Source organism: Pseudomaricurvus alcaniphilus (assembly GCF_011440395.1).
Lineage (GTDB): Bacteria > Pseudomonadota > Gammaproteobacteria > Pseudomonadales > Cellvibrionaceae > Pseudomaricurvus > Pseudomaricurvus alcaniphilus.
Genome location: NZ_JAAOIX010000010.1, coordinates 119,901 through 142,722 on the forward strand (window position 1 = coordinate 119,901; position 22,822 = coordinate 142,722).

General features: G+C 56.4%; 21 protein-coding genes. 12 read left to right on the forward strand and 9 right to left on the reverse strand.

Annotated elements, in window-relative coordinates; genetic code table 11:
- Positions 1–218: 218 nt before the first annotated feature.
- The 6 genes from G8764_RS18110 to G8764_RS18135 all read left to right on the forward strand — a co-directional run bounded on the left by G8764_RS18110 (position 219) and on the right by G8764_RS18135 (position 4,933).
- Positions 219–1,019 carry an SDR family NAD(P)-dependent oxidoreductase gene (locus G8764_RS18110; protein WP_166166252.1) on the forward strand — a complete coding sequence of 267 codons (801 nt, stop codon included), beginning with the start codon at positions 219–221 and terminating at the stop codon, positions 1,017–1,019.
- A 61-nt stretch (positions 1,020–1,080) separates the two neighbouring features.
- On the forward strand, positions 1,081–1,842 hold the full coding sequence (locus G8764_RS18115; RefSeq protein ID WP_166166254.1) for an SDR family NAD(P)-dependent oxidoreductase: 762 nt from the start codon (positions 1,081–1,083) through the stop codon (positions 1,840–1,842).
- 85 nt (positions 1,843–1,927) lie between these two features.
- Positions 1,928–2,677 (forward strand): SDR family NAD(P)-dependent oxidoreductase, encoded by a 750-nt coding sequence (locus G8764_RS18120; protein ID WP_166166256.1) that lies wholly within the window; start codon positions 1,928–1,930, stop codon positions 2,675–2,677.
- Positions 2,678–2,734: 57 nt separating this feature from the next.
- Positions 2,735–3,517, forward strand: coding sequence for an SDR family oxidoreductase (locus G8764_RS18125; protein ID WP_166166258.1), 783 nt, complete (start codon positions 2,735–2,737; stop codon positions 3,515–3,517).
- A 27-nt stretch (positions 3,518–3,544) separates the two neighbouring features.
- Entirely contained in the window at positions 3,545–4,306 is a 762-nt protein-coding gene (locus tag G8764_RS18130; protein WP_166166260.1) for an SDR family NAD(P)-dependent oxidoreductase, read from the forward strand.
- A gap of 39 nt (positions 4,307–4,345) precedes the next feature.
- Positions 4,346–4,933: a nuclear transport factor 2 family protein gene (locus G8764_RS18135; RefSeq protein WP_166166262.1), complete on the forward strand. Its 588-nt coding sequence runs from the start codon at positions 4,346–4,348 to the stop codon at positions 4,931–4,933.
- A 222-nt stretch (positions 4,934–5,155) separates the two neighbouring features.
- Here the strand turns inward: G8764_RS18135 and G8764_RS18140 are convergent, their stop codons facing one another.
- Entirely contained in the window at positions 5,156–6,028 is an 873-nt protein-coding gene (locus G8764_RS18140; RefSeq protein WP_166166264.1) for a phytanoyl-CoA dioxygenase family protein, read from the reverse strand.
- 26 nt (positions 6,029–6,054) lie between these two features.
- Positions 6,055–6,504 (reverse strand): nuclear transport factor 2 family protein, encoded by a 450-nt coding sequence (locus tag G8764_RS18145; protein WP_166166266.1) that lies wholly within the window; start codon positions 6,502–6,504, stop codon positions 6,055–6,057.
- A gap of 270 nt (positions 6,505–6,774) precedes the next feature.
- Here G8764_RS18145 and G8764_RS18150 point away from each other — a divergent pair, with 270 nt between their 5' ends.
- On the forward strand, positions 6,775–7,359 hold the full coding sequence (locus tag G8764_RS18150) for a TetR family transcriptional regulator C-terminal domain-containing protein (RefSeq protein WP_166166268.1): 585 nt from the start codon (positions 6,775–6,777) through the stop codon (positions 7,357–7,359).
- A gap of 135 nt (positions 7,360–7,494) precedes the next feature.
- Here the strand turns inward: G8764_RS18150 and G8764_RS18155 are convergent, their stop codons facing one another.
- The 5 genes from G8764_RS18155 to G8764_RS18175 all read right to left on the reverse strand — a co-directional run bounded on the left by G8764_RS18155 (position 7,495) and on the right by G8764_RS18175 (position 13,769).
- Entirely contained in the window at positions 7,495–8,343 is an 849-nt protein-coding gene (locus G8764_RS18155) for a sugar phosphate isomerase/epimerase family protein (protein ID WP_166166271.1), read from the reverse strand.
- Positions 8,344–8,408: 65 nt separating this feature from the next.
- Complete coding sequence (locus G8764_RS18160) at positions 8,409–10,835, reverse strand: TonB-dependent receptor domain-containing protein (protein ID WP_207951960.1); 2,427 nt, start codon at positions 10,833–10,835, stop codon at positions 8,409–8,411.
- Between the two features lie 206 nt (positions 10,836–11,041).
- On the reverse strand, positions 11,042–11,914 hold the full coding sequence (locus G8764_RS18165) for a sugar phosphate isomerase/epimerase family protein (RefSeq protein ID WP_166166273.1): 873 nt from the start codon (positions 11,912–11,914) through the stop codon (positions 11,042–11,044).
- Entirely contained in the window at positions 11,911–12,372 is a 462-nt protein-coding gene (locus tag G8764_RS18170; RefSeq protein WP_166166275.1) for a VOC family protein, read from the reverse strand. Before G8764_RS18170 ends, G8764_RS18165 begins: the two co-directional genes overlap by 4 nt.
- Positions 12,369–13,769, reverse strand: a complete 1,401-nt coding sequence (locus G8764_RS18175; protein WP_166166277.1) for an SRPBCC family protein — start codon at positions 13,767–13,769, stop codon at positions 12,369–12,371. Before G8764_RS18175 ends, G8764_RS18170 begins: the two co-directional genes overlap by 4 nt.
- A gap of 298 nt (positions 13,770–14,067) precedes the next feature.
- On the opposite strand from G8764_RS18175, the gene G8764_RS18180 reads away from it, so the two are divergent.
- From G8764_RS18180 to G8764_RS18195, 4 genes are all read left to right on the forward strand, one after another.
- Positions 14,068–16,323: a TonB-dependent receptor gene (locus G8764_RS18180; protein WP_166166279.1), complete on the forward strand. Its 2,256-nt coding sequence runs from the start codon at positions 14,068–14,070 to the stop codon at positions 16,321–16,323.
- A gap of 37 nt (positions 16,324–16,360) precedes the next feature.
- Positions 16,361–16,891, forward strand: coding sequence for a nuclear transport factor 2 family protein (locus G8764_RS18185; protein ID WP_166166281.1), 531 nt, complete (start codon positions 16,361–16,363; stop codon positions 16,889–16,891).
- A gap of 269 nt (positions 16,892–17,160) precedes the next feature.
- Positions 17,161–18,177, forward strand: a complete 1,017-nt coding sequence (locus tag G8764_RS18190; RefSeq protein ID WP_166166283.1) for an NADP-dependent oxidoreductase — start codon at positions 17,161–17,163, stop codon at positions 18,175–18,177.
- A 158-nt stretch (positions 18,178–18,335) separates the two neighbouring features.
- Positions 18,336–18,659: an EthD domain-containing protein gene (locus tag G8764_RS18195; protein ID WP_166166285.1), complete on the forward strand. Its 324-nt coding sequence runs from the start codon at positions 18,336–18,338 to the stop codon at positions 18,657–18,659.
- Positions 18,660–18,717: 58 nt separating this feature from the next.
- Here the strand turns inward: G8764_RS18195 and G8764_RS18200 are convergent, their stop codons facing one another.
- Both G8764_RS18200 and G8764_RS18205 read right to left on the reverse strand, forming a co-directional pair.
- A complete protein-coding gene (locus G8764_RS18200) occupies positions 18,718–19,506 on the reverse strand; it encodes a PGAP1-like alpha/beta domain-containing protein (protein ID WP_166166287.1) in 789 nt (262 codons plus the stop codon).
- A 17-nt stretch (positions 19,507–19,523) separates the two neighbouring features.
- Positions 19,524–20,900, reverse strand: a complete 1,377-nt coding sequence (locus G8764_RS18205) for a WS/DGAT/MGAT family O-acyltransferase (protein ID WP_243748887.1) — start codon at positions 20,898–20,900, stop codon at positions 19,524–19,526.
- A 261-nt stretch (positions 20,901–21,161) separates the two neighbouring features.
- Between G8764_RS18205 and G8764_RS18210 the strand changes: the two genes are divergently transcribed.
- The gene (locus G8764_RS18210) at positions 21,162–22,739 is read left to right on the forward strand and encodes an AMP-binding protein (RefSeq protein WP_166166291.1); all 1,578 of its coding nucleotides are present in this window, start codon (positions 21,162–21,164) and stop codon (positions 22,737–22,739) included.
- Positions 22,740–22,822 lie beyond the last annotated feature (83 nt).

A 22,822-nucleotide genomic window follows, 5' to 3' on the forward strand; every position in this document is an offset into this window, starting at 1 on the left:
TAATAACAAACCAATAACCTTGTTTTTATACATTTGACTAAGTATTAGTTGTGCGCGCCTGTCTGTCAATATCCAAACTCGTGGTGGCGCCAAAGCCTGCAGCAAGAGAAAGTGGTTGCAGATTAGTCGGGAAGGCAATATTATTAAAAAAGAAACATGCCTGTCTGTTTTATAGGGCGCAACTAATAACGATCACCAGCCAAACCAGGGGTTCTCTCATGGGTCGTCTAGACGGAAAAATCGCTTCCATTGTCGGCGCTGCCGGCAAGGATAATATGGGCCAGGTCATCGCCCGCCGCTTTGCGGCAGAAGGTGCCAAAGTCATTGTATCCGGCCGTAACGAACAGGAATTGCGCGACTTCGCCGCCAGCGTCAATGGCGACTGGGTCTTGTGCGACCTCACCAGCAAGGCCTCCATTGACGCCATGATCGATACCATCATCGATCGTCACGGCCGTCTCGATATAGCTGTCAACTGCACTGGTTGGGGTTTACTGGTGCCGCTGGTCGAGAACTCGGAGGCAGATCTCGACCGGATTATCGACCTGCAGTTCAAGGGCCCGTTTATGTGGTTGCAAAAACTGGTGCAGGCCATGGACGCAACCGGCGGGTCCATTATCCAGATATCCTCTGCCACAGCCAAAATCATGCTCGATGACCACGCCGCCTACATGGGTACCAAGGCCGGCACGGATCACTTGATTCGCTGTGTCGCCAATCAGTTTGGCAGCAAGGGGATTCGCGCCAACAGTATTTCGCCCGGGCTGACGGAAACCCCCATGACGGCCAATGCCATGCAGAGCGCCGCGCTGGTGAAGGAATTTGAAAAGTGTTATCCGCTGGGCCGTATCGGCAGCAAGGAAGACATAGCTGCTGCAGCGACGTTTCTCGCCTCCGACGAATGTTTTATGACCGGTGAAAACCTGCAGGTAAACGGCGGTCTGTGTCTGCGTCGCAACCCCATGGGTACCGAGTTGATGGATGCTATGGTGGCCGCGGGTGAAATCCCCGCCGCCTAAGCGACGATATTAAATTTTAAAGCGCACTTGATCGAAGCGATCACAGGCCAAAGGAATCCCGATGAGATTAAAAGATAAAGTGGTATTGATTACCGGCGCCGCGGGCGCCATAGGCATCGCGGCGGTAAAGCGCTTTAGCGAAGAAGGCGCGAAAGTGATGCTGGCGGATGTCAATCTCGAGTCACTGCAGCCACTGGTCGCTCAGTTGGGCGCCGACCGCGCTGCTTGCGTGGCGGTGGATGTTACCCAGCCGGATCAGGTGGAGAATATGGTTCGTGCCTGTACGGACGCCTTTGGCGGCATTGATGTGTTCGTGGCCAACGCCGGCATCGAGGGCAAGATCGGTGAAATTATCGATTCGGATGTCGCCAATCTCGACAAGGTGCTGGCGGTTAACGTGCGTGGCGTCTGGCTCGGTTTGCACTATGTGATTCCGGTGATGAAAAATGGCGGTGGCGGCAGCATTATCATTACCTCCTCCGGCGCCGGCGTGAAAGGGGCTGCCAATATGGTGCCTTACAATACCAGCAAGCACGCGGTGATCGGTATGATGCGCTGCGCCGCCCTCGAGTGCACGCAATACAATATCCGCGTCAACACCGTCAATCCAGGCCCCATTGAGTCGCGCATGATGCGCTCCATTGCCGAGGGTTTTGCTCCCGGTGGCGGCGATGATTTCAACCAGAAAATAACCGCGCAAACGCCCATGGGTCGCTACGGCCAGCCGGTCGAGATCGCCAACATGATGGTATTCCTGGGCAGCGATGAAAGCAGTTACTGCACCGGCAGTGTCTATATGGTCGACGGCGGCAACGCCACCTGAGGTAGTTGCGGCCTGTGCGCCCCTGGATTAAGCAATGGCTGCCGGGTTGGCAGCCAATTTTTGATAACAATAAACGGAGCAGTGCATGACGTTTGATTTTTCTGGCAAGGTCGTTCTGGTGACCGGCGCCGCCGCAGGTTTGGGTTTCGCCTGCGCCCAGGCCTTTGTCACTGCGGGCGCGCGGGTGGTGATTACCGATATTTCCCAGGCAGCGCTGGATAAAGCGGTGGCCGAGTTGCAGGGCGAGGGTGGCGAAGTGTTGGGTTTGCTCAATGACGCCAGCAAGTCCGCCGATGTCAACGCCCTGCTCGATAAGATCGTCGAGCGCTACGGGCGCCTGGATATCGCTGTCAATAACGCCGGCACCTCGTCGCCGCTGAGCGACTTCCATGAAGTGGCCGAGTCCGAGTTTGATCGTGTCTTGGCGGTAAACCTGAAAGGGGTATGGCTGTGTATGCAGGCGGAAATTCGCCAGATGCTGAAACAGGGCGGCGGTTGCATTGTCAATATGGCCTCTGCCACCAGCCGCAACACCTATCCCGGGGCCGCGCCCTATGTCACCAGTAAATTCGCGGTCGCCGGCCTCACCCGCACCGTTGCGGTGGATTACGCCGAGCGTAATATTCGCATCAATGCCATCTGCCCCGGTAATGTTGCCACACCCCTGGTGCTGAGTATGGTGGAAGACCTGTCGGTGCTGTCGGCGAAGCACGCCATGAAACGCCTGGGCACTCCCGCAGAAGTTGCCAATGGCGTTCTGTATTTGGCCTCGGACCTGTCCTCGTTCAGTACCGGCAGTTTGCTCGAAGTCGATGGCGGCTGGAACGCCATTTGATTGCGGCTCTCAGCCGGTGTTGGTTTCTCATGATGTTTTAATAATAAGGGTTCAACTATGCGCTTTTCAGGAAAAACCGCCCTGGTCACCGGCGGTGCCAAGGGCATCGGTGCCGGCATCTGCAAAATGCTGGTGCAGCAGGGGGCGAAAGTCATCATTGCCGATATCGACACCGCCGCCGCCGATAGCCTGGCGGCAGAGCTGGGTAACAACGCTGTTGGCCTGCAGCTGGATGTGTGTGAAGAGGGGCAGTGGCAGGCGGCGATAGACTACACCGAAAGCCACTGTGGCCAACTGGATATTTTGATTCAGAGCGCGGGTATCTCCCGGCCAGCGAGTATCGAGGATGCCGACCTCAATGAATGGCGCGACCATATGCGTGTGCATGGTGAAGGTGCTTTTCTGGGCTGCAAATACGCGGTAGCCAGCATGAAAAAAACCGGCGGCGGCAGTATTGTCAATATTTCTACGGTGGAAAGCATTCGCCCCGGCCCGCTGTTTACTTGCTACGGCGCAGCCAAGGCCGCGCAAGATGCGGTTACCAAAACCGTGGCACTGCACTGCGGTGAGAAGGGTTACAACATCCGCTGCAATTCCGTACATCCCGCAGCGACTTATACCCCGCTGCTACAGCAGTACCTGGACGCAGCGGAGGACCCCGCCACACTGGAAAAAATCTACGCCGGCATGCAGCCGTTGAATCGAATCGCCACCGTGGAAGAGGTCGCCAACTGCGTACTGTTCCTCGCCTCGGAGGAGTCCAGTTTTATGACCGGTCACCAGATGTATGTCGACGGTGGCGTACTGGCAAAACCCTATCCGTCCGGAGAGGGCGCCTGAAAATAAGCAATTACTAAAGGATTAATTATGTCTCGACTGTTAAACAAAGTGGCCATCATCACCGGCGCCGCCTCCAACCCCAGTCTCGGTCGCAGCATTGCCCTGCGTTTCGCCGCGGAAGGCGCCAAACTGGTCATTACCGATATCGATGAAGAGGGGTTGGCGCAACGGCAACAGGAATTGCTCGACCTGGGCGCCGAAGTGCTGGCCATGCCCCAGAATGTAGTGGATGAAAATCGCTGGCAGCAGGTGGTCGATGCCACAGTGGAGCGTTTTGGTCGCATCGATATCCTGGTGAACAACGCCGGCATGGTGTCCATGAAGCCGATCTGCGAATACTCGGCCGCGGACTACGACCTGCAAATGGACGTCAATATCCGCAGTGTCTTTATCGGCTGCCAGAAAGTCATACCGGTAATGGCAAAATCCGGCGGCGGTTCCATTGTCAACCTGTCTTCCGTGGGTGGCTTGAAAGGCATTCCCAATGTCTCGATCTACGGTATCGCCAAGGCCGGCGTGCGCAATTTCAGCAAGAGTGTGGCGATGGAATACGCGCGCCAGGGCATTCGCTGCAACTCCGTCCACCCGGGTGTGATTGATACCAATATCCAGAATGTCTCCCGCCGGGAAAACCCGGAAGGCTTCAAGGCGATTGGCGAATCGATCCCCGTGGGTCGCCTGGGGCGCCCGGAGGAAGTGGCCGACTGTGTGCTGTTCCTGGCTTCGGATGAATCCAGTTATGTCACCGCGACAGAGTTGGTAGTAGACGGCGGCCTGATGGCGCAATAAGGGCAAGTTCACAAACTTAACAGTGAATAGGGTAGGGTTATGCGGTTAAATACGCTCGGGATTTTGCAGAAAATTTTTACGACAGTTGCGTTGAGCCTGGTTTTCAGTGCGGTAACCTTTGCCGCAAGGCCGGATGATTCCGCCGCGCAGCTCTCCCGGCTGGTGGCCATCCAGAAGATTGAATACCTGCGCAAGCACTATGCCCGGGCCACCGACCTTATCGGCCTCAACACTGCAGAAAGCATCGCCCAGGGCCGGGCTATCTACCGCAGTATTTTTACCGCCGACGCCAAAATCAGCACCACCGAGCACGGCAAAGTGGTTTTTACCGCTGAGGGACCCGATGCCTGGGTGGATGTGGCAGCCCAGGCGCTGAGCGTATTTGCCAATACCCAGCATTTGATCGGCACGCAGTTGGTAGAGATCAAGTCTCTGCCGGATGCCAGTGGCAGGGGGGGTGAGGCAACCATGACCAGCTACCTGCAGGCCTGGCACGACGATCCGGATCGCGTGCTGGACATATTTATTGGTACCTACCATGACCAGCTGCGCTACAGCCCGGAAAACGGCTGGCAGATTTACGCTATGGTGCTGGAAAAAGTGTCTGGTGAAGTTACCGCAAAGTGAGCTGAATTTTTCCAATGTTCATGGGGCGGAAGTAAGAATACCGGTACTAATATACCTCGTTAGTCTTAAGGTTTTGATCTACCCCTAAACTTTTATTGCCGAGGTTTTCAGGTGGCGGAAAAATCCGCGGCTGTGGCCAAGGGTCCGGGATCTTTCAGGGCTTCAATAAAGCGAGACTGCGGATCAATTGATCCGCAGTCTCGCTGTAGGGCACCTGTAACATCAGCTCAGCTTGGTCAGGCCGGCTGTATGCACTGGTGTCCCCAGGGGAAGCTTGTTGATGCGCGCAGTCAACTCTTCTTCATCATTGCCGACATTGTTCGCGGTTGGGGAGTCCAGGTTGGCACTGGGCCGTGTTACCCGGATCATATCGTCGCCCACCATGCGCAGGGACAGGCTGCGTCTGGTCGAGCGGGGCGGTGTAGTGCCGCCGCCGTGCAGACAGCTGGGGTGGAAAAGCAACACGTCGCCACGCTTCATGCCACAGGTCACGATATCCCATTTGTCCCGCTCTGCTTCAATTTCCGGCAGGCGAGGCATTTCCTTCTCATCGTAAAGAGGAAGTGTGTCATCGTTCGGATCGAAGAATGAGGGGTTGTACAGCGTCTGTTTGTGCGACCCCCGGACGACTTCGAGCGCGGACTCCGCAGGGATATCGCGCATCGGAATCCAGAAGACCACAAACTTGCTGCCATCAATGGAGTGGTAGGGCGTGTCCTGATGCCAGGGGGTGCGCCGCACCGGCTTGTCGTCGCCCTCCTTGTAGAACAGCTGGTCATGGAAGTACCAGACATCGCCGGAACCGAACGCTTTTGCGCAGATTTCAACGATTGGGGTTTGCGCAAACATTGCCTTGAAGGCAGGCTTGCCGCTCGAGTCTTCGATCGACTGGATAAAGGTACCACCAGACTCTTCGTAGAGACGCTGGGCAAGCGCACTGGGGTTGTCCAGATTGCCCTGATAAGCTGCTTCTATAAGCGTCATCTGCTCATCATTGAACGCACCTTCCACAATCAAAACCCCATCGCGATGGAATCTTTCCGAGAAGCTGTCCATTTCGCTGAGGTTTGCACGTATTTCTTTAGAGTTTGACATTTTGCCTCCTGATCGAAAAATGCAAGTTACTTGTCTTTATGAACCTGGCCTACAGAGTCGGGCATGGGCAACTTGGGAGCCTCATAAAAATGGGCGATTTTCCAACCGTTTGAGGTGCGTCGCATCTTCAGGTCGTAATAGACATATACCTGAATGTCGACCCCCTGGTGCGAGCGCCCCATACCACAGATATAGGCATAACAACGAGCTGTATCGCCAGCATACTCAGTAACTCGGAAGTTGGTCAGCGTGTGCATGTGATGGGACATGGACTCAAAGACTTGCGCATAGAACCCGCGAATTGCCTCTTGACCTTCAAAAACGCCCAGGTCCAGCCCCGAGAGGTCCAGTACCGCGTCTTCGGTAAAAACAGCCGTCATGGCATCCAGGTCAGCCAATCCATCAACAGCGGTCAGGTAGTCGAGTAGCGCATCTTCCAGGTCACGGCGATCTTGCAGGGTGGGTTGATTACTCATATAAGCTCCTTGGTTATTAGTATCGGCAAATTCTTGCCGAGCATCTGTGGTAAGTGTATCTGTCTGCCGGGGGTAACTCCCCCCGATTCTTTTATTATATTACAATTGTCATAAAATAAAATACATTTTTTATGGGGCAGGTGATGTATGCTCATATCCTATTGTTTTATATAGATATTTATTTATTTGTTCGATGCGTTATGGAAATTGGTGTAATATAAAGAGGCGTTAAATAGATTTGAGACAGAAATGTCCTGAGAGGAGATAGCTGTGCCCGCAATTGTTGATCATGATGCCCGAAGACAGGAGGTGGCCGCCGCAGTCGGAAGGCTGGTAGCCCGCGGCGGAATTCAGGCCGTGACGGTTCGATCTGCTGCCAAAGAAGCCGGCTTCAGTACCGCCGTTATCGGCCACTACTTCCATAACAAAGATGACTTGATCAACTTTACCTATTTTTCTGCCCGAGACCGGACACGCTTTCGTGTCGAGCGAGCGCTCCACGCGGGGAAAAACGTCTTTGATTGCCTGAAAGAGTGCCTGCCGACCAACGCCAGTCAGCGCAGTGACTGGATCGTATGGTTCGGTCTTTGGGGTATGGCAAACGGAAACCCTGCGCTGGAAAAGGAGCGCAGCAAGGGCTTGCTGGAAGCCAACACACTGTTTGTTGATGTGCTGGAGGCAGCCAAAGCGCGAGGTGAACTTGCCGAGTCAGTTGACTGTGTGGCCCAGGCTCAGCGCCTGCTCGTCTTGATTAATGGTATCGCCGCGTTGTGGGTGCAGATGCCAGAGTACTGGACGGCAAAAACCCAACTACAGTTACTGAAATCTGAGCTTGAATCGATTGGCGCACTCTGAGTGTTGTAATGCACTTTGAAAACTGTGGTATGGGGCCGGATATTCTTCTTATCGAAGTAAAATAAACCCAAAATTGTTGGCATAAGGCTGCCGTTCTTATGGGTTGTAAATGATGCAATTCATTGGGTGAGAAGGCTAGCCGAGTTGCAAGGCGTGAGCCATTCCCCGGTAGGCCCGCTGCGCCGCTTGCTCTACAGCCAGACTCCTGAATTCATTGGACAGGATCTCAACGCCGTATAACCCCTGATAGCCAGTGGCGGCGATGGCGGCCATAAATTTGGCGATGGGAAATTCCCCCTCGCCCGGTGCGCAGCGGTGCTCGATGGTGTCGGTGATATAGTCGGCACCAGGCAGCAGCGGGCCATCGTCCAGTTCGACATGATTGATGATGCCCGCCGGCAGGCTGGCAATGGCGTCCAGGGAAATATTGCCGCGCAGCATATGCCAAATATCGAGCAGCAGACCGCCGTTGCTGCAGCCGGCTCCTTGCACCACGGCAAGCCCGGATTGCAGGTCGGCGAGGTTAGAGGTTGGAAACAGCTCGATGGTAATCGCCGTGTCCACTGCCGCGGCCTGTTGACAGAGTTGGTAGAATTCCCCAATCAAATGATCCATGGGCCAGGGTTTGCCGGTTATGTCAGAGCAGACCTTAATATGGTGAGCGCCGATCAACTCTGCGGCGAGCAGCAGTTGCTGGCGTTTCAGGTCGGAGACTTGACGTCGCTCGCCGTCCACAAACCAGTCGAGCAGAACCTCCAGTTCCCGCTGCTGCAGGTCCAGGTCATCGAGAATCCGGTTCACTTCAGCGGCACCATGGCGTGCCAGCAACTGATTGATATCATCCAGGGAAAAGCCCATACCGCCGAAGCCGGCGTCGGCACAGGCCCGAGCGCGGCGCTGGAAGTCAACCGGGCTGGCGCTGTTGGCAGCAAAAGGGTTGACGTTACCGGCGTGGGTAAAATAACTGCAGATGGTTTTGTTCATAGCGCGGAAGGGCGTTGCGGGTGCCCTGGTCGAATAGCGACAAGGGTACCCGGATCGAGGTTCTGCTAGCGGAAGCGAGCAGTGAGCTGTACAGCGAAGGTGCGCGGCAGCGAGGTAAAGCCAAGCTGATCGGCGTACTCACCACCGGCTACCGGTGTGCTGGGGCCATCCACCACACCCGATACAATGTGCTCGTCGGTGAGGTTTTTACCCAGCAGTTTTACCTCCCAGCGGTCATCGGTGCCGGCCAGGTACACACTTGCATCCCAGGTTGTGTAGGCGTCACGGGCCGCGTGGGGGTTGGCAAATGCAGAGACGTTATAATCGTCGCTGTAAATACCGTCGAGCGCGATGCCGTAGGATAAACCGTTGCCCAGGCTGCCGTCGTAGCTGACACCCATGGATGCAGACCTCTTGGGTGCCATGGCGGTTGAACTGCCGCTGATGTCCTGTCCGGGGGTACCGTTGGTGCCGGGTACGGTGGTATCACAACCCATTGCCGCTGTCTGCCCGCCCCAGCAGGGAGAGATAAAGTCATCGTACTCCGCCTTGTTGTAGGCAACCGAACCGCGCAGTGTCAAACCGGCGATGTCAAAGGGCGCGTATTCGAGATCCAGTTCAAAACCTTTGGTGGCGGCTTCGCCGACATTGAGGGTGATAAAGGCGAAGGTCGGTGAATTGAAAAAGTCGACCTGCAGGTTCTCATAGGTGTATTTGTACAGGGTAAAGTTCAGGCGCAGCTGGTTGTCCAGCAGCGTCGATTTAATACCCGCTTCAAAACCTTCGGCGGTTTCAGGCTCGAACAGGAAGTCGGATTCGGAACCGCCCATAAAGTCGGCGGAAAAAATGCCGCTGTTGGAAAAGCCGCCTGATTTGTACGCCGTTTTGTAAGCCACATAGCCAAGTATATCATCGTTGATCTGCCAGCTGAGGGTGGCCTCCGGCGACCATTCCTCAAAACTCTGGTCACCCCTGGCGACTTCATTCTCACGCCAGATACCGCCCAGACCCGGGTTGTTATAGGGGTGCACAAACTCGGATTTCTTGGTCTCGTCGGAGTAGCGGGCACCGGCGCTGACTTCAACGGTGTCGCTCAACTGCCAGTTAAGCTGGAAAAACGGCGAGATGGTTTTGCCGTCGGTAAAGGACGACTTCGAAGAGGCCACGTGTACCAGGCTCGGGTCCGGAGCCGCGCTGTTCATCAGTCCGGCAGTCGCTACCCACTGGTCAAACGTGCGTTCGGTTTCCTGGTAGAGGATGCCCACCAGAAAATTAAAGTCACCATCAAAATCGCTGGTCAAGCGCAGTTCTTCCGAGAACGCATTCCAGGCATTTTTTTCAGTGGCAAACGTCGCGGTGGGAAACGACTGGAAATCACCGGACAGGCCAAAGGTGTTTTCGTTGTCCTGGTAGTTGGTCACCGATGCCAGGGTGAAATTGTCGCCGATGCGGTATTCGACATTGGCCGTCAACGAATAGGATTCATACAGGTTGAACAGGTCGCCGTTACTGCGGGCATAGGGCAGGGAGTTAGCCAGTGGCGCCGGCATCCGGTTCTGGGTGATGACAAAATTATCACCACAGCTCAGGTTTGGATTCAGACCGCCCACGCCGCCCGGACAGTTAAAGTGGGTGTAGTTCCAGGAAGAGTTGCTGACTTCTGTATCGGTGACTGCCGCCATAAAGGTCATCGACAGGTCGTCGTTGGGATCGACCGTCAGGGTCAGGCGGGCCAGGGTTTCCTCTTCACCGGGGGCATCCCGGTTGTCGGCCGGTGCTATGTAAGGGTTCACCGTACTGGTGGCAACATCAAAGGCATTGTAGGGCTGCTCGGTGGATTTGTTGGCGAAATAGCCGCCGGACATATCCGAGTAGCGCACGGCGAGCCGGGCGCCGACGGTGTCACTCAGGGGGCCGGAGACAATGCCTTCAAAGCGGGTCTGCTCGGCTTCGAATTCGTAGCCGACCTTGGCGGTCGCTTCAAATTCCTGCGTAGGTTTGGCCGTGGTTATGGAAATAACCCCGGCGGTGGCATTTTTGCCAAAGAACAGGGACTGGGGACCCTTGAGCAGTTCAATCTGGGCCAGGTCGAACATGCCTTCGTTGAGAACGCGACCCTGGCCGTAATAGACACCGTCAAGTACCACGGCTACAGACTGTTCGATACCAATACTGGTGGAACTCGAACCAATACCGCGCAGGGTCATCTGTGCCCCGGAACCGTTGGACGAGCGACCGACGAAGAACTGCGGCGACAGGGCGGCAATTTTTTCGAGACTGGTGACATCAAATTTTTCGATCCGCTGCTGGGAGATAGCACTTACAGTTAAGGGCGCATCTTGCAGGCTCTCCTCGCGTTTGCGAGCGGTTACAATAATCTCCTCCAGACCGCCAGCGCGCTGGCCTTCATCGGCAGCGTGTAACACCGGCGCAAAGCTGAGGGTGGTGCCCATGGCAAGGGCAATATGGGAAGCAAGTGTTTTTATACGCACAGAGGTTCTCCTTCTGCAGGACTTTATAATAGTTAGCAATAATGTCTTGGTGTAAGCGGTGGCATAGATGCTGGGTAAACAGTAGCAGCTACCTTCTTAAAAAACAAGCAGTACGGATTTATTTGTTTGGTGGCGTGGATTGCCCAGTTTTCTCAGCCGTTGCAACAGGTTGCTGGCGCTGCTGTGCAGGTGATGGATACCAGTGTTTATGCGCCGGGGTAGTTCGCCCGGTGTAAGATGTCGGCCGATGCTTGCCAGGCTTTTAATGCAGCCTGTTCAGCGGTTAACAGGTCCAGTTGGTCGGAAAATATTTCCGGTCCAATATTTACGATGCCTTTTTTCTTGCCGAGAATGGCCAGCACTTTTTGCAGCGCCAGTTCGCCATCGCCCGGCAATTGGCGAAAACGAAGGCAGTCGGCAAACAAGTCGCCGGTCTCTGAGTGCAGTTTGGCGTCCGCCAGTTGCACGGTAGTGATGGCGCCATCGGGAAGGCTTTCGAGCAGAGCATAGTTCGGTGTGCCTTTTAAAAAATGCCAGGTGTCCAGTAATATGCCGGCGTTGCTGGCGTTAGCGGAGCGCAGGATATTCCAGGCATCCGCCAGTGTCGGAACGCCCCACATTGGCAGGAATTCCAAATCCACCCGCACGCCGTGAGCGCTGGCCTGCTGGCAAAACTCGGCAAAGCAATCGGCCAGTTGTGAGACGGGAAATTGGGTTGGATAAAATGTTCCTGTTGCGCAGATATTGTCCAGTTGCAGGCGCTGGCAAATCTCCAGGCACTCGGCGCTACTGATGTCAAATACCGCTCTCGCCGCGGCCGGCAGGTCGTCGTTAAAACGCACCGGAGCCCAGGCGCTGAAGCCGTCGTAGTGGCCCAGTTTTACACCTTGCTCCGCTGCCAGGTCGAGAATGTTACCATCGCTGTAACCGTCGGCCCGCAGCGCCCGGTAAGTGACCAGGCCAATCGGCAGGTGGGTAAAGCCGGCCGCGGCTGCAGCCGCCAGTTGCTCCTTAAAGTTGTGGCTGCGAACGCAGGCGGGCCAGAGGCTGCGTCGCACATCTGCGCTGGACAAATTCAATCGAACAACCGGTCCGGTGCATCGACTGCGACGATTTCCTGCAGCTCGAACACGTTGCCGTCCGGGTCGCGGCCATAGGTGGCTTTGACGGCACCGAAGTCCTGTGGGGGGGCGTTGAAAGCAACACCGGCGGCCAGCAGGCGGGCGTAGACCTCCTCGATGTCTGTCACATCAAAGCAGATGTGGGTGTGGCCGTGATTGCAGACCGGGCGTTGCGGATTCATGGTGTCGGGCGCCGGGGTCTTGAATTCGAACAACTCGATGCACAGGTTGGCGCCCTTCAGCATCACCTGGGTGGCCGCGCTGTCCTGTAGCCCCAGCACCTGGTTGATGACGTCGGTGCCGGGCTCCCAGGCAGTGCGTGCAACCTCCTGAAAGCCGAGCAGGTCGCGATAGAAACCCAGCAAGCGTTCGATATTGGGTGTGGATATGGCGACGTGGTGCGCACCCCGGATCATGACTGCCCTCCTTGCAGGTACTTGTCCAGGGTGTTGTGAAACTGGCGAATCCGAATTTCCTGGTAGTTACCCAGGGTCTCGCCGCGCTTGGTGCTGGATTTGAAACCGCGCTGCTGGCCGGCGAGGTTGCCGGTGTCCTGGTCGTAGATGGTGGCCAGGCCCGGGTCGAAGCCGGGAACCTCGTGGAACGACTGATGTTCATCCAGGTCGATGGGTTCGGCGGGGTCCGGACGCTCACCGGATTCGGGCAGCGGTTGCAGGTAGAGCAGATCAAAAATGGTGGCGTCGGGGTTGTTGCCGTCCGGGCGGAAGCGATACACCATGGGAAACAACAGTGACGGGAACAGGCAGGTGTTGGGGAACAGGGCGTATTCCAGCGCGTCGATGGTTTCGGTGATGCTGAGGTGGGAAAAGTCGCGCTGGTAGGCGGCGCCCAGACTTTTTTGCAAGTGTTTGGCAAATGTTTTACGCGCCGTTGAGCCCTCGGGCACCTGCAGCTTGTCCTGCTTGCCTTCAATGCCTTCGACCACCCCTTCACTCATCAGGGCGTCGAGGATTTCCTGTTCACCGGGCTCTTTTTTCAAGTGCGGGCTGGGATAGCCCACCAGATGCACGAAACGGGAGACGTTGTCGCCGTAGATGTCGTACTGGCTGTTGGCGTCGCCGACGGTGGCCAGGCCCTGAGGGTGTGTTTCGAGCACATGGTAGGATTCGAGGAACGCTTCCAGGCAGGCTTTCCAGTTGGCGGGCAGTCGCTTGCGGATGTGCATGGCGATGAATTTTTCATCCATGCGCCAGTTGGCGAAATGCTCCGGTAATACCCCGAGAAAATCCTGCAGCGGTTGGGCATTGGCGTCGAAGTTGATAAAGACAAAACCTTGCCAGATGTCGACCCGCAACTCTGGCAGGCTGAAGTTGCGCTCTTCGATATGGGGGAAGTCCCAGCGGCAGGGGACGTCGGTCAGTTCACCCTCCAGCGACCAGGTAAAACCGTGAAAGGGGCAGCGCAATTGTTTGCTGTGGCCGCAGCTATCGGACGGCTTGAGCTGGGTGCCGCGATGCAGGCAGGCATTGGGATAAGCCTTGATGTCACCGCTGTTGGTGCGCACCAGCAGTACCGACTTGTCGCAGATGTCGTAGACCGTGTAGTCACCCGGCCCCGGTATCTCTTCTTCGCGGCAGGCCCACTGCCAGGTTTTCAGCCAAACCTGCTGCTTTTCGGCGTTGAAGAACGACTGGCTGGTGTAGCGACTGAAATCAATGTCCTCGTCGCCGAGGAATTGGTAGGACTCCTGCAGCAGGTGGGCGGGTGCGTGATCCTGGTCTGAAGCGATGACTTCACTGGTGCTGGGCCCCGGGCAGCGGGCCTGGCCTGGTTTCAATGCGGCGTCGTTCACGGGCTGGTTGCCTCCTGATTGTTGTCATTATGGTTGTTCTAATAATTTTGGTAGAGCCGTATGGGAAACAGCTTTGCGGTAACGCCAACTTTACCACTGTCTTGTAAAAAAACAATCAGGAATGTATAAAATATTGCCTAGACAGTTGACTAAGTATCTCCAAAGCTATATAAACAATCCTGTTGGTTTTTATGGTTGGTGCTTGATGAGAGCAGTCGCAATAGCCCCGCTAAGCCAATAAGCAAAAGAAAAAAACAGAGCAAGAAAAGCAAATTAAAATAATTGAGTCGGAGCAGTCATGAATTCATTCCCTGTTGGTACCTGCAAAGTGGAAAATCACTCGAAAGCAGAACTGCGTGCCAAACAATCGAAAAGTACCGTAATTGCAAAAACAACGGGGCTAATACCCCGCGCGCTGGCCAGTGCTATCTCGCTGGCTTTATTAGCGCCGCTGGCAACTGCGCAGGATAACCCGCGCATTCGTGCTGCGGTGGAAGAGGTTATTGTGACCGCACAGAAAAAAGAGGAGAGTTTGCAGGATACCCCGGTCGCCGTTTCGGCGCTGACCGGGAATATGCTGGAACGCACCTTTGCCACCGACCTTAAGGCCATCAGTGGCCAGGTGCCCAGCCTGGTGGTGTCCAGTGTGGTCAACGTCGGCATGACCGCTGCCATGACCATCAGAGGCATAGGCGTGCAAGAGGCCGACGGCTTTATCGACCCCTCGGTCGGGGTGGTGCTGGATGGTGTCTACCAGGGCAGCAACACCACAGCGCTGCTGGATTTGTTCGATATTGAGCAAGTGGAAGTATTGCGCGGGCCGCAGGGCACCCTGTTCGGTGCCAATACCATTGGTGGTGTCGTCAATGTCAAAACCCGCCAGCCGAGCGAAGAACTGGAAGGCAGTATCAAGCTAACCGGCGGCAATTACGGTCGTCGCGATGCTGCCGGGATGATCAACGTGCCCATCAGCGAGACGCTGGCGGCGAGGGTGGCGATGATGTACAAGTCGTTTGATGGCTTCTACGAAGACCACGACACTGGCAGAGATCTCGGCTCCCAGGAAGTGTTGTCGGGGCGGGGCTACCTGAAGTTCACGCCGTCGGGTAATTTTGACGCTACCTTGCAATACGAATACGGCCGCGGCCGCAACGGCTCGCCCCCGGTAGTGAATCACGCCGACCCCGGCATGGCCATGTATGTGCCCGGCTACTCCCAATCCATAAATGATGCGCCACATTTCAAAACCACCCAGGCCAGGGATGCTTCAGACTACGATATCGATGGCACCACCCTGACCATGAATTGGGATCTGGGTGCGGTGCAGCTGGTGTCGATCAGTAATTATCGCCAGTTTGAACTGGACGAATGGACCGATCAGGATGGCACCCCGGTGGATATCTATGTCTCCCACCGCGTTACCAACAACAAGCAGGCTTCGCAAGAATTGCGTGCCGATTTCAGTCTGGCGGACAATGTTGAATCCACGGCCGGAATTTTCTATTTCCGCCAGAACTGGCAACTGGATTCCGATGCGGTATTCGGGCCCTTTGCTCTCTACAGCGACCCCGACCAGGACGATCAGGCGTGGTCTCTGTTCACCCAGAGCTACTGGCACATTACCGACGCGGTAACGGTGCAGGCGGGCTTGCGCTATACCTGGCAGGAGAAGGAACTTGACCTGAGCGCCGATACCCAAGACGCGGCCAGCGGAGCATCGCTTGTACCTGTCACCGCGGGCGGCAAGAGTGACTGGGAAAACCTGGGCTGGCGCCTGGGGGCCGACTGGAAGGTGAACGATGACCTGATGCTGTATGGCTACCAGGCCCGGGGCTTCAAATCCGGCGGTTTCAACGCCCGTATTACTTTTCCGGAAGACATTGGTCCCTACCAGCCGGAAATCGTCGATACCTGGGAGATTGGTGCCAAGGCGGACTGGATGAATGGCATCCTGCGCACCAATGCGGCTATTTTTTACAACGACTACCAGGACCTGCAGGTAGACCAGTTGGTGTACCAGAATAACCAGCCGGTTACTCGGGTGGAAAATGCCGCCAGCGCCATTATCCAGGGCGTTGAGCTGGAGGTGGTTTGGGTTCCCGCGCAAGGGTTGACCATCAACGGCTCCTACAGCTACCTGGACGCCGAGTACGACGAATTCTTTTTCGACCTGGACGGCAACCCCGCGAATGGCCAGGAAGACGCCTCCAGCCTTGCCCTGCGCAACGCTCCGCGCAACCAGGGTTCATTGGGTGTATCCTACGAGATGGAGTTGTTGGGTGGCTATACCACCTTCAACGCGGTCTGGACCTACACCGGCGAGCGCCAAACGGATACGCGCAATCACCCGGTGGGAACCATTGCCCCACTGGATCTGTTCGACGCCAGTATCCGCTGGGCCGATGCCAATGAGCAGTGGTCGGTGGCGCTGCGGGGTAAAAACCTGAGTGATGAGAAATATCGTGCGTCCGGTTTTTATGCGCCGGATGTAATGAATTTTGGTGTCAATGGCGGCCGCCGCGAAGTGGCTGTGGATCTCGCCTATCGGTTTTAAGTGCAGTTCAGTTATCTGACGTTAGCAGGAGACACCTATGACCAGTAAAACGACCGAGCGGCAGCTGCAGGAGCTGCTCGACAAGCAGGCGCTGCACGAATTGAACTGTGCCTATGCGCGCGGCGTAGACCGGGCCGACCGCGCTCTGCTTGAGAGCCTATGGCACCCGGACGCCACTGCTGATGCCGGCATGTTTCGCGGTTCTGCCCGGGAATATTGTCAGGTGTTTACGACGCCCAATGAGGCCATGGAAAGGTGTGCGCATGTTATTACCAACGAGTGGTTTGAGGTCCATGGCGATGCGGCTACAGGTGAATCCTATGTCCTGGGGCTGACCACCATGGTGGATAACGGCGAGAAATATGAGCAGATGGTCGGCGGTCGCTACCTGGATCGCTACTCGCGCCGTGATGGCAGCTGGAAGTTCGACTCCAGGGTATTTGTGCTCGACTTTAACCGCACGGGTCCGTGCACTGCGCAGTGGGACGAGGGGATATTTGCCCTGATGACCACCCGCGGCCGTCGCGATCGGCAGGATCCGGTCTACGCATTGAGCACGGTCGGCTAGGGCTGGCGCAGCAGCGGTGTGACCAACAGCCAATTATTTACCAGATGAACTATTTATAAAACAAGCTATGCTGTTTTTATGTTTTTGTGTATAATGGGCCCACGTTTGGTTAGTTGTAAGCCTGCAGCTATCACCTGTAGGGGTTGGTAGCGCTGGCTGGATATTTTCTCCCTGTTGGTTTTTTTGCTGGTATGGTTTTGCCCTGCCAGCTTTTTTTTGCCCGATTTTTTGTCCTAGACCTGATTATTCGTTAACAAGGGGATCACTGCATGACCACTGACATTATCAACCGCCGCTGGGTGCTGACATCGCGCCCACAGACCACTGTTTCGCCGCGCAATTTCGAATTGCAGCAATCCCCGCTGCCTGACTTGCGCGAAGGCGAGTTCCTGGTGCGCAACCACTATCTTTCTTTTGAGCCGGCCCAGCGCGGTTGGCTCAATGACGTGCCGAGTTACATTCCTCCGGTGGCAATCGGCGAGGTGATGCGGTCTATGGCGGTAGGTGAAGTGATCGCCAGCCGGCACAGTGATTATCAGGTTGGCGACCGACTGCAAGGCGGATTTGGCTGGCAGGAATACGCCATCAGTGATGGCAGGGGCCTGTTTCCGGTGACCAGGATAGCCGCCAATATTCCCATGTCCTATCCGCTCCATATCTATGGTCTCACAGGGTTGACCGCCTACTTTGGCTTGTTGGAGCTCGGCCGGCCCAGGGCCGGGGATACGGTGGTGATTTCCGGTGCCGCCGGGGCCACTGGTTCTACCGCCGGGCAGATCGCCAAGCTGTTGGGGTGTCGGGTAATCGGTATTGCCGGCGGGCAGGCCAAGTGCCAGTGGCTAACCGACGAGCTGGGCTTTGATGCAGCCATCGACTACAAATCGGAATCCGTCGACCAGCGCCTGAACAGCCTGTGCAAAAACGCCATCAACGTGTTCTACGACAATGTTGGCGGCCCGATACTCGATGCGGCGCTGGTCAATCTCGCCAATCATGCCAGGGTGGTGTTGTGCGGTGGAATTGCCAGTGGTTACCAGGCCAGTGAGTTGCCGCCGGGGCCGAAGAATTATATGCAGCTGGTTATTCGCCGCTCGCGTATGGAGGGCTTTATCGTACTCGACTATGTCGATCGCTACGGCCCCGCCATCGAGCAGTTGCAAGCATGGGTCGAGGCGGGACAAATCAAGGTCAAGGAGCACATCGTTGAGGGGATCGAACACTGTCCGTCGGCGCTTGCCGGCTTGTTTGCCGGTGCAAACTTCGGCAAGCAATTGGTAAAAATATAGGAAAATATTAACAGCTTGACCCAGGGGGCGAGGGGTTGTCATCCATTAACGGCGGCTTGGGGATGTTAGCTAACTGGCCTTGAATTAACGGGCCCTGAATTAACTGGAGAGGACTCACTGTGTATAAAGTCATTGGCTTACTGAAACGGCGAGCGGGGATGAGCCCGCAGGATTTTCGCGCCTACTATGAATCCCACCACCGGGTCATCGGCGAGAAATATCTGCGTGACTACGCCGTGCGTTACTTGCGCCGCTACCTGCAGGGGTTCGCCGACCCGATTACCGGTCAGGTGGCGGAGCAGGAGTACGATGTGCTGCTGGAAATCTGGTACCGGGATCAACAGGCATTTGAGGCCGCCAACCGGCGCTTTACCGAGCCGGAGGTTAGCGCCGAAATTGCGGCGGATGAAGAAAAGCTGTTTGATCGCAGTGCCAGCCGTTTTTACACCCTGCAGGAAGTGGAGTCGGATCTGTCCGCCTGAGCTGCCGGTTTACCTTGTTAATCTGTTTACCCCTTTACCTCTTAACCTCCTTTCCTGTTTACCCGGACCGGCTGGCACTCCAGCGCGGCGCCGGGAAGAGCAAGCGCCGCAGCCCCTTTCTGGTAAAGGGCTGCCAGCCAGCCCGGGGCTGTAAGAGGCGGTCATTGATGATGTACCAAACGGCGGCATTGACCGTCATGGCATTGTGGCAGCTGTAGACTTCGATATTCTCGGTGCGCTCGTGCCCGTTCGATTGCAGGGCAATTCGCCAGTTAATAATGCCATCTGTGCGCGAATAGATGGCCGTAGTGGGCACGGGCGGCGCCTCCGGCCACTTGGCGTCATCATCGACCCCGTTGTGTGGGCTGAGCAATTTGTAGAGGGAGTTGGCGTAGGATGCTGAGGTCCGTCCGCCACCGATGGGACTGCCAATAGAAATCACCTGGCGTACTTCGTGGGGCCACAGCTTGGCGATTTCCCGTGCGTAGACTCCGCCCAAACTGTGTCCGATCAGTGACACAGATTGCCCGGACTGGTTGTAGAGCTGGTTGACACGATTGACAAGTATTTCCGGGTCCAGCAGTCCGTGGCCCCAATTTCGTCCCCGGTTCCAGCCCACAGCGTTATAGCCTTGGCACTGGAGAAATTTGATCAGCGGCTGGTTGTAACCGTCACCCCCGGTGAAACCGGGAATCACCATCACGGGGTGGCCGTCGCCCTTGGGCAGCCGATTTAACCATGGCCGGCTGAGGTACAGTTTCGATTTTTCTGCCAGTGTGCGCGGAGCCTCCAGCAGCGTCAGTGCCAGGGGAGGCGGTCTTTTGCTGCGCTCGGGGCAGGTTTTCACAGTGTCAGGTTGCCGCGTCAAGGCTGGGCTGAGCGGGACTTTTTGCCCGCGGGTTCAGGCAGCAGGGCGCGCTCCAGCTCTTCCAGTGCTTCTCCGGTAAACACCGCCAGCCGTTGTACCCGCGGCAGTGTATCGCGGCAGGCCGCGAATCCGAATGACAGGGTACCCGCATAACTGTAGCAGGTGATGTTGAGGGCCTGGCCGTGAGTCACGGCCGATACCGGGTACATGGCTTCGAGCTTGCTGCCGCGGAAGTAGAGCGGTTCCCTGGGGCCGGGCACATTGGAAACGGTGACGTTGAACACCGGGCGTGTGCGGCCCTCAAGCCCGGTAGCGGCCTGCAGGGAGAAAGGAGACATCAGCAGCGCGGTAAATATATCGATCGATTGCTTGGACAGGCCATCCAGAACGCTTTTTGCGCGCCGGGTGGAGGCCTTGATGGTATTCAGGCGCCGCAGGGGGTCGGCAATATTGGTGGCCAGGTTAGCGATCAAAAAGGTCACTGCGGACCCGGCACCCTGGTCATCTGCTGCGCGCAGTGACATCGGTATACCGGCGGTCAGGGGTTCACCGGGCAGGGCAGACAGATCGCGTAAAAACCGCCGCAGGGCACCGCTGCACAGGGCCAGGATAATATCGTTGATGGTGCAGTCGCCGGCTTTGGATAGCTTGCGAATGCGCTCAAAATCATACAGTTGGGTGGCGAAACGCCGTTGACTGTGAATCCGGGCGTTGAGCTTGGAGACCGGTGTCTGAAAGGGCAGGGTAATGGGGTCGTCTTCATCCATTGAGGCGCCGATCAACTGCCCGAGCCGCTGGACCGCGGGCAGCAGTGCATTCGACACCAGGTTGGATCCGGATCTCACTACACTGCCAATGTGTTTCGCGGCAGGTGGATTTTGATTCTCAGTGGCGGCCGGTGCTGCCCAGAGGGCGGGTGTATTGATCTCCTCGGGGTTGGTCGACATGGACCGTTGCAGCATGCGGATGCCGGCGATGCCGTCGACCAGGGCGTGATGCATTTTGAAATAGACCGCGAAGCGATTGTTTTCCAGCCCCTCGATGACGTGGTATTCCCACAGTGGGCGCTCCTTGTCCATGGGATTGCTGTGCAGGCGGGATACCAGCATGCCCAGTTCCCGTTCGCCGCCGGGACGCGGCAGGGCCAGGTGGCGTACATGGTATTCCATGTCGAGGTCTGAATCGATTTTCCAGAGGGGAAGCAAGCCCAGGGGGGAGGGTTTGATCAGGCGTTTGTTGAAAGGATCGGAAAACTCGGCCTCCTCACGCAAGTCTTGCACCAGTTGGGAGAGGTAATTTTCCGCCGCCTTGTCTGGCAGCGAGTAAATTAACAAGGTGGCAACGTGCATGGGGCGCTGGCTGGAATCCATCATTAGCCAGCCGGCTTCATTTATACTTATTCGTTTTTTAGACGGCATTCCTTTTTCTCCGCGCAAAGTGTTGTATGCCATAGGCTTGCGGCCCTATTGAAGGCAGGTTGGCCCGAGCATTCCTTGGATAACGCTACTCTATACCGAATATACTAAAAAAACAATATTGTATGTTTTTATGGTTTGGGTTAACGTAGTGGTGTAGCGGTGACGGCCGCAAGCAACATAAGAACAGTCTTCTCCACAACCTGAATGCCTGAACCTATGACCAAATTACGCAATAAAAGCCTGGCCGAATACGCCGCAGCCCTGGCCGCGACACGCCCTGATGACATCGCCATCTACCTGGAGGACGCCGAGCCAATTCGCTACGGCAGTATTTTTACTGAGGCGATGTCGCTGGCGGCGTCACTTGCCGATCTCGGCCTAAAGGCCGGTGACGTGGTCAGTTTTCAATTGCCGAACTGGCGTGAAACTGTGGCTCTGGATATTGCCGCCACCTGGCTGGGTTTGGTGGTCAACCCGGTAATTCCTATTTACCGGGATCGCGAGCTGGCATTTATTCTCGCTGACAGTCGTGCTCGCTGCCTGTTTATTCCCGGCACCTATCGCAAATTCGACTACCCGGCGATGATTCAGCGGCTGCAGCCGCAGTTGCCGGAGCTGGAGTTTGTGGTGACCGTGCGCGATGAAGAAAAGCGCGACGGCACACTGGCTTATGAGGCGCTGATACAGGCGGATCCATCGGCGGCGCCTGCGCGGCAAGCAATAGCCGGGGACAGTGTTAAATTGATTATGTACACGTCCGGTACCACCGGTCGTGCCAAAGCGGTGCGGCATAGTCACAACTCTCTGGCACGGGCCATAGACAACGGCGTCGAGGGCTGGGGCTTGGGTGAGGGCGATGTCATGCTGATGCCCTCGCCGGTCACACACGTCACCGGCTTTGCCAACGGTATCGAATTGCCGTTCTTATCCGGCTGCAAGACGGCGTTTATGGAGCGCTGGGATGTGGATCAGGCGGTGGCATACATTGCCAGGGTCAAGGCCACCGGGTGTGTCAGTGCAACGCCTTTCCTGCAGGAACTGGTGGACAAGGCGGAGCGGGAGTCCCTGCGCCTGCCATCGCTGCGCTTTTTCGCCTGTGGTGGTGCCTCGGTGCCACCCACATTGATCCAGCGTGCCCATCGAGTATTGGAAAACTGTCGCGCATTCCGGGTTTACGGTTGCACCGAGGCGCCACTGGTTACCGTCGGCTTTATCAAACCCGAGGAGGAGTTGCTGGCAGGGACCACCGACGGTCGCATCCACAACTGGGATGTTGTGGTCGTCGATGACGACGGCAAGCCAGTGGCTGCGGGTGAGGACGGTGAATTGTTGGTCAAGGGGCCGGCGATGATGCTGGGTTATGGTGAAGAGGAGCAGACCCGTGAGGCGGTTGACGCCAACGGCTATTTTCACACCGGCGATATCGGCCATATCACCCCCGAGCGGGCAATTGTAATTACCGATCGCAAGAAGGACATCATTATTCGCGGCGGCGAAAACCTGTCGGCGCGGGAGATTGAAGATGTGTTGCACCAGCACGAACTGATCAATGAAGTGGCGGTTGTTTCCATGCCCCACGAGCGGCTGGGCGAAGGTGTTTGTGCGTTTGTGGTTACCCGTGACCAGGCGCCGTTGTCCCTGGCGCAATTGCGCCCGTTTCTGGAGCAGCGGGGCCTGGCCCGACAAAAATGGCCGGAGCGTGTTGAGCAGGTGGAAGAACTGCAAAAAACCGCGTCGGGCAAGGTGCGCAAGGATATTCTGCGTCAGCAAATTAAAGCCCTGCTGGAAACCTGATGACGGCGTGACAGGGCCGGCGCCGCAGCGGACACCAATTTTAAAATGCCCCACTGCTGATGACAAATAAATAAAAACAGGTT

Coding starts and splice junctions, on each gene's coding strand:
- G8764_RS18110 (WP_166166252.1), top strand. CDS start 219: ATGGGTCGTCTAGACGGAAAAATCGCTTCCATTGTCGGCGCTGCCGGC.
- G8764_RS18115 (WP_166166254.1), top strand. CDS start 1,081: ATGAGATTAAAAGATAAAGTGGTATTGATTACCGGCGCCGCGGGCGCC.
- G8764_RS18120 (WP_166166256.1), top strand. CDS start 1,928: ATGACGTTTGATTTTTCTGGCAAGGTCGTTCTGGTGACCGGCGCCGCC.
- G8764_RS18125 (WP_166166258.1), top strand. CDS start 2,735: ATGCGCTTTTCAGGAAAAACCGCCCTGGTCACCGGCGGTGCCAAGGGC.
- G8764_RS18130 (WP_166166260.1), top strand. CDS start 3,545: ATGTCTCGACTGTTAAACAAAGTGGCCATCATCACCGGCGCCGCCTCC.
- G8764_RS18135 (WP_166166262.1), top strand. CDS start 4,346: ATGCGGTTAAATACGCTCGGGATTTTGCAGAAAATTTTTACGACAGTT.
- G8764_RS18140 (WP_166166264.1), bottom strand. CDS start 6,028: ATGTCAAACTCTAAAGAAATACGTGCAAACCTCAGCGAAATGGACAGC.
- G8764_RS18145 (WP_166166266.1), bottom strand. CDS start 6,504: ATGAGTAATCAACCCACCCTGCAAGATCGCCGTGACCTGGAAGATGCG.
- G8764_RS18155 (WP_166166271.1), bottom strand. CDS start 8,343: ATGAACAAAACCATCTGCAGTTATTTTACCCACGCCGGTAACGTCAAC.
- G8764_RS18170 (WP_166166275.1), bottom strand. CDS start 12,372: ATGATCCGGGGTGCGCACCACGTCGCCATATCCACACCCAATATCGAA.
- G8764_RS18180 (WP_166166279.1), top strand. CDS start 14,068: ATGAATTCATTCCCTGTTGGTACCTGCAAAGTGGAAAATCACTCGAAA.
- G8764_RS18185 (WP_166166281.1), top strand. CDS start 16,361: ATGACCAGTAAAACGACCGAGCGGCAGCTGCAGGAGCTGCTCGACAAG.
- G8764_RS18190 (WP_166166283.1), top strand. CDS start 17,161: ATGACCACTGACATTATCAACCGCCGCTGGGTGCTGACATCGCGCCCA.
- G8764_RS18195 (WP_166166285.1), top strand. CDS start 18,336: ATGAGCCCGCAGGATTTTCGCGCCTACTATGAATCCCACCACCGGGTC.
- G8764_RS18205 (WP_243748887.1), bottom strand. CDS start 20,900: ATGATGGATTCCAGCCAGCGCCCCATGCACGTTGCCACCTTGTTAATT.
- G8764_RS18210 (WP_166166291.1), top strand. CDS start 21,162: ATGACCAAATTACGCAATAAAAGCCTGGCCGAATACGCCGCAGCCCTG.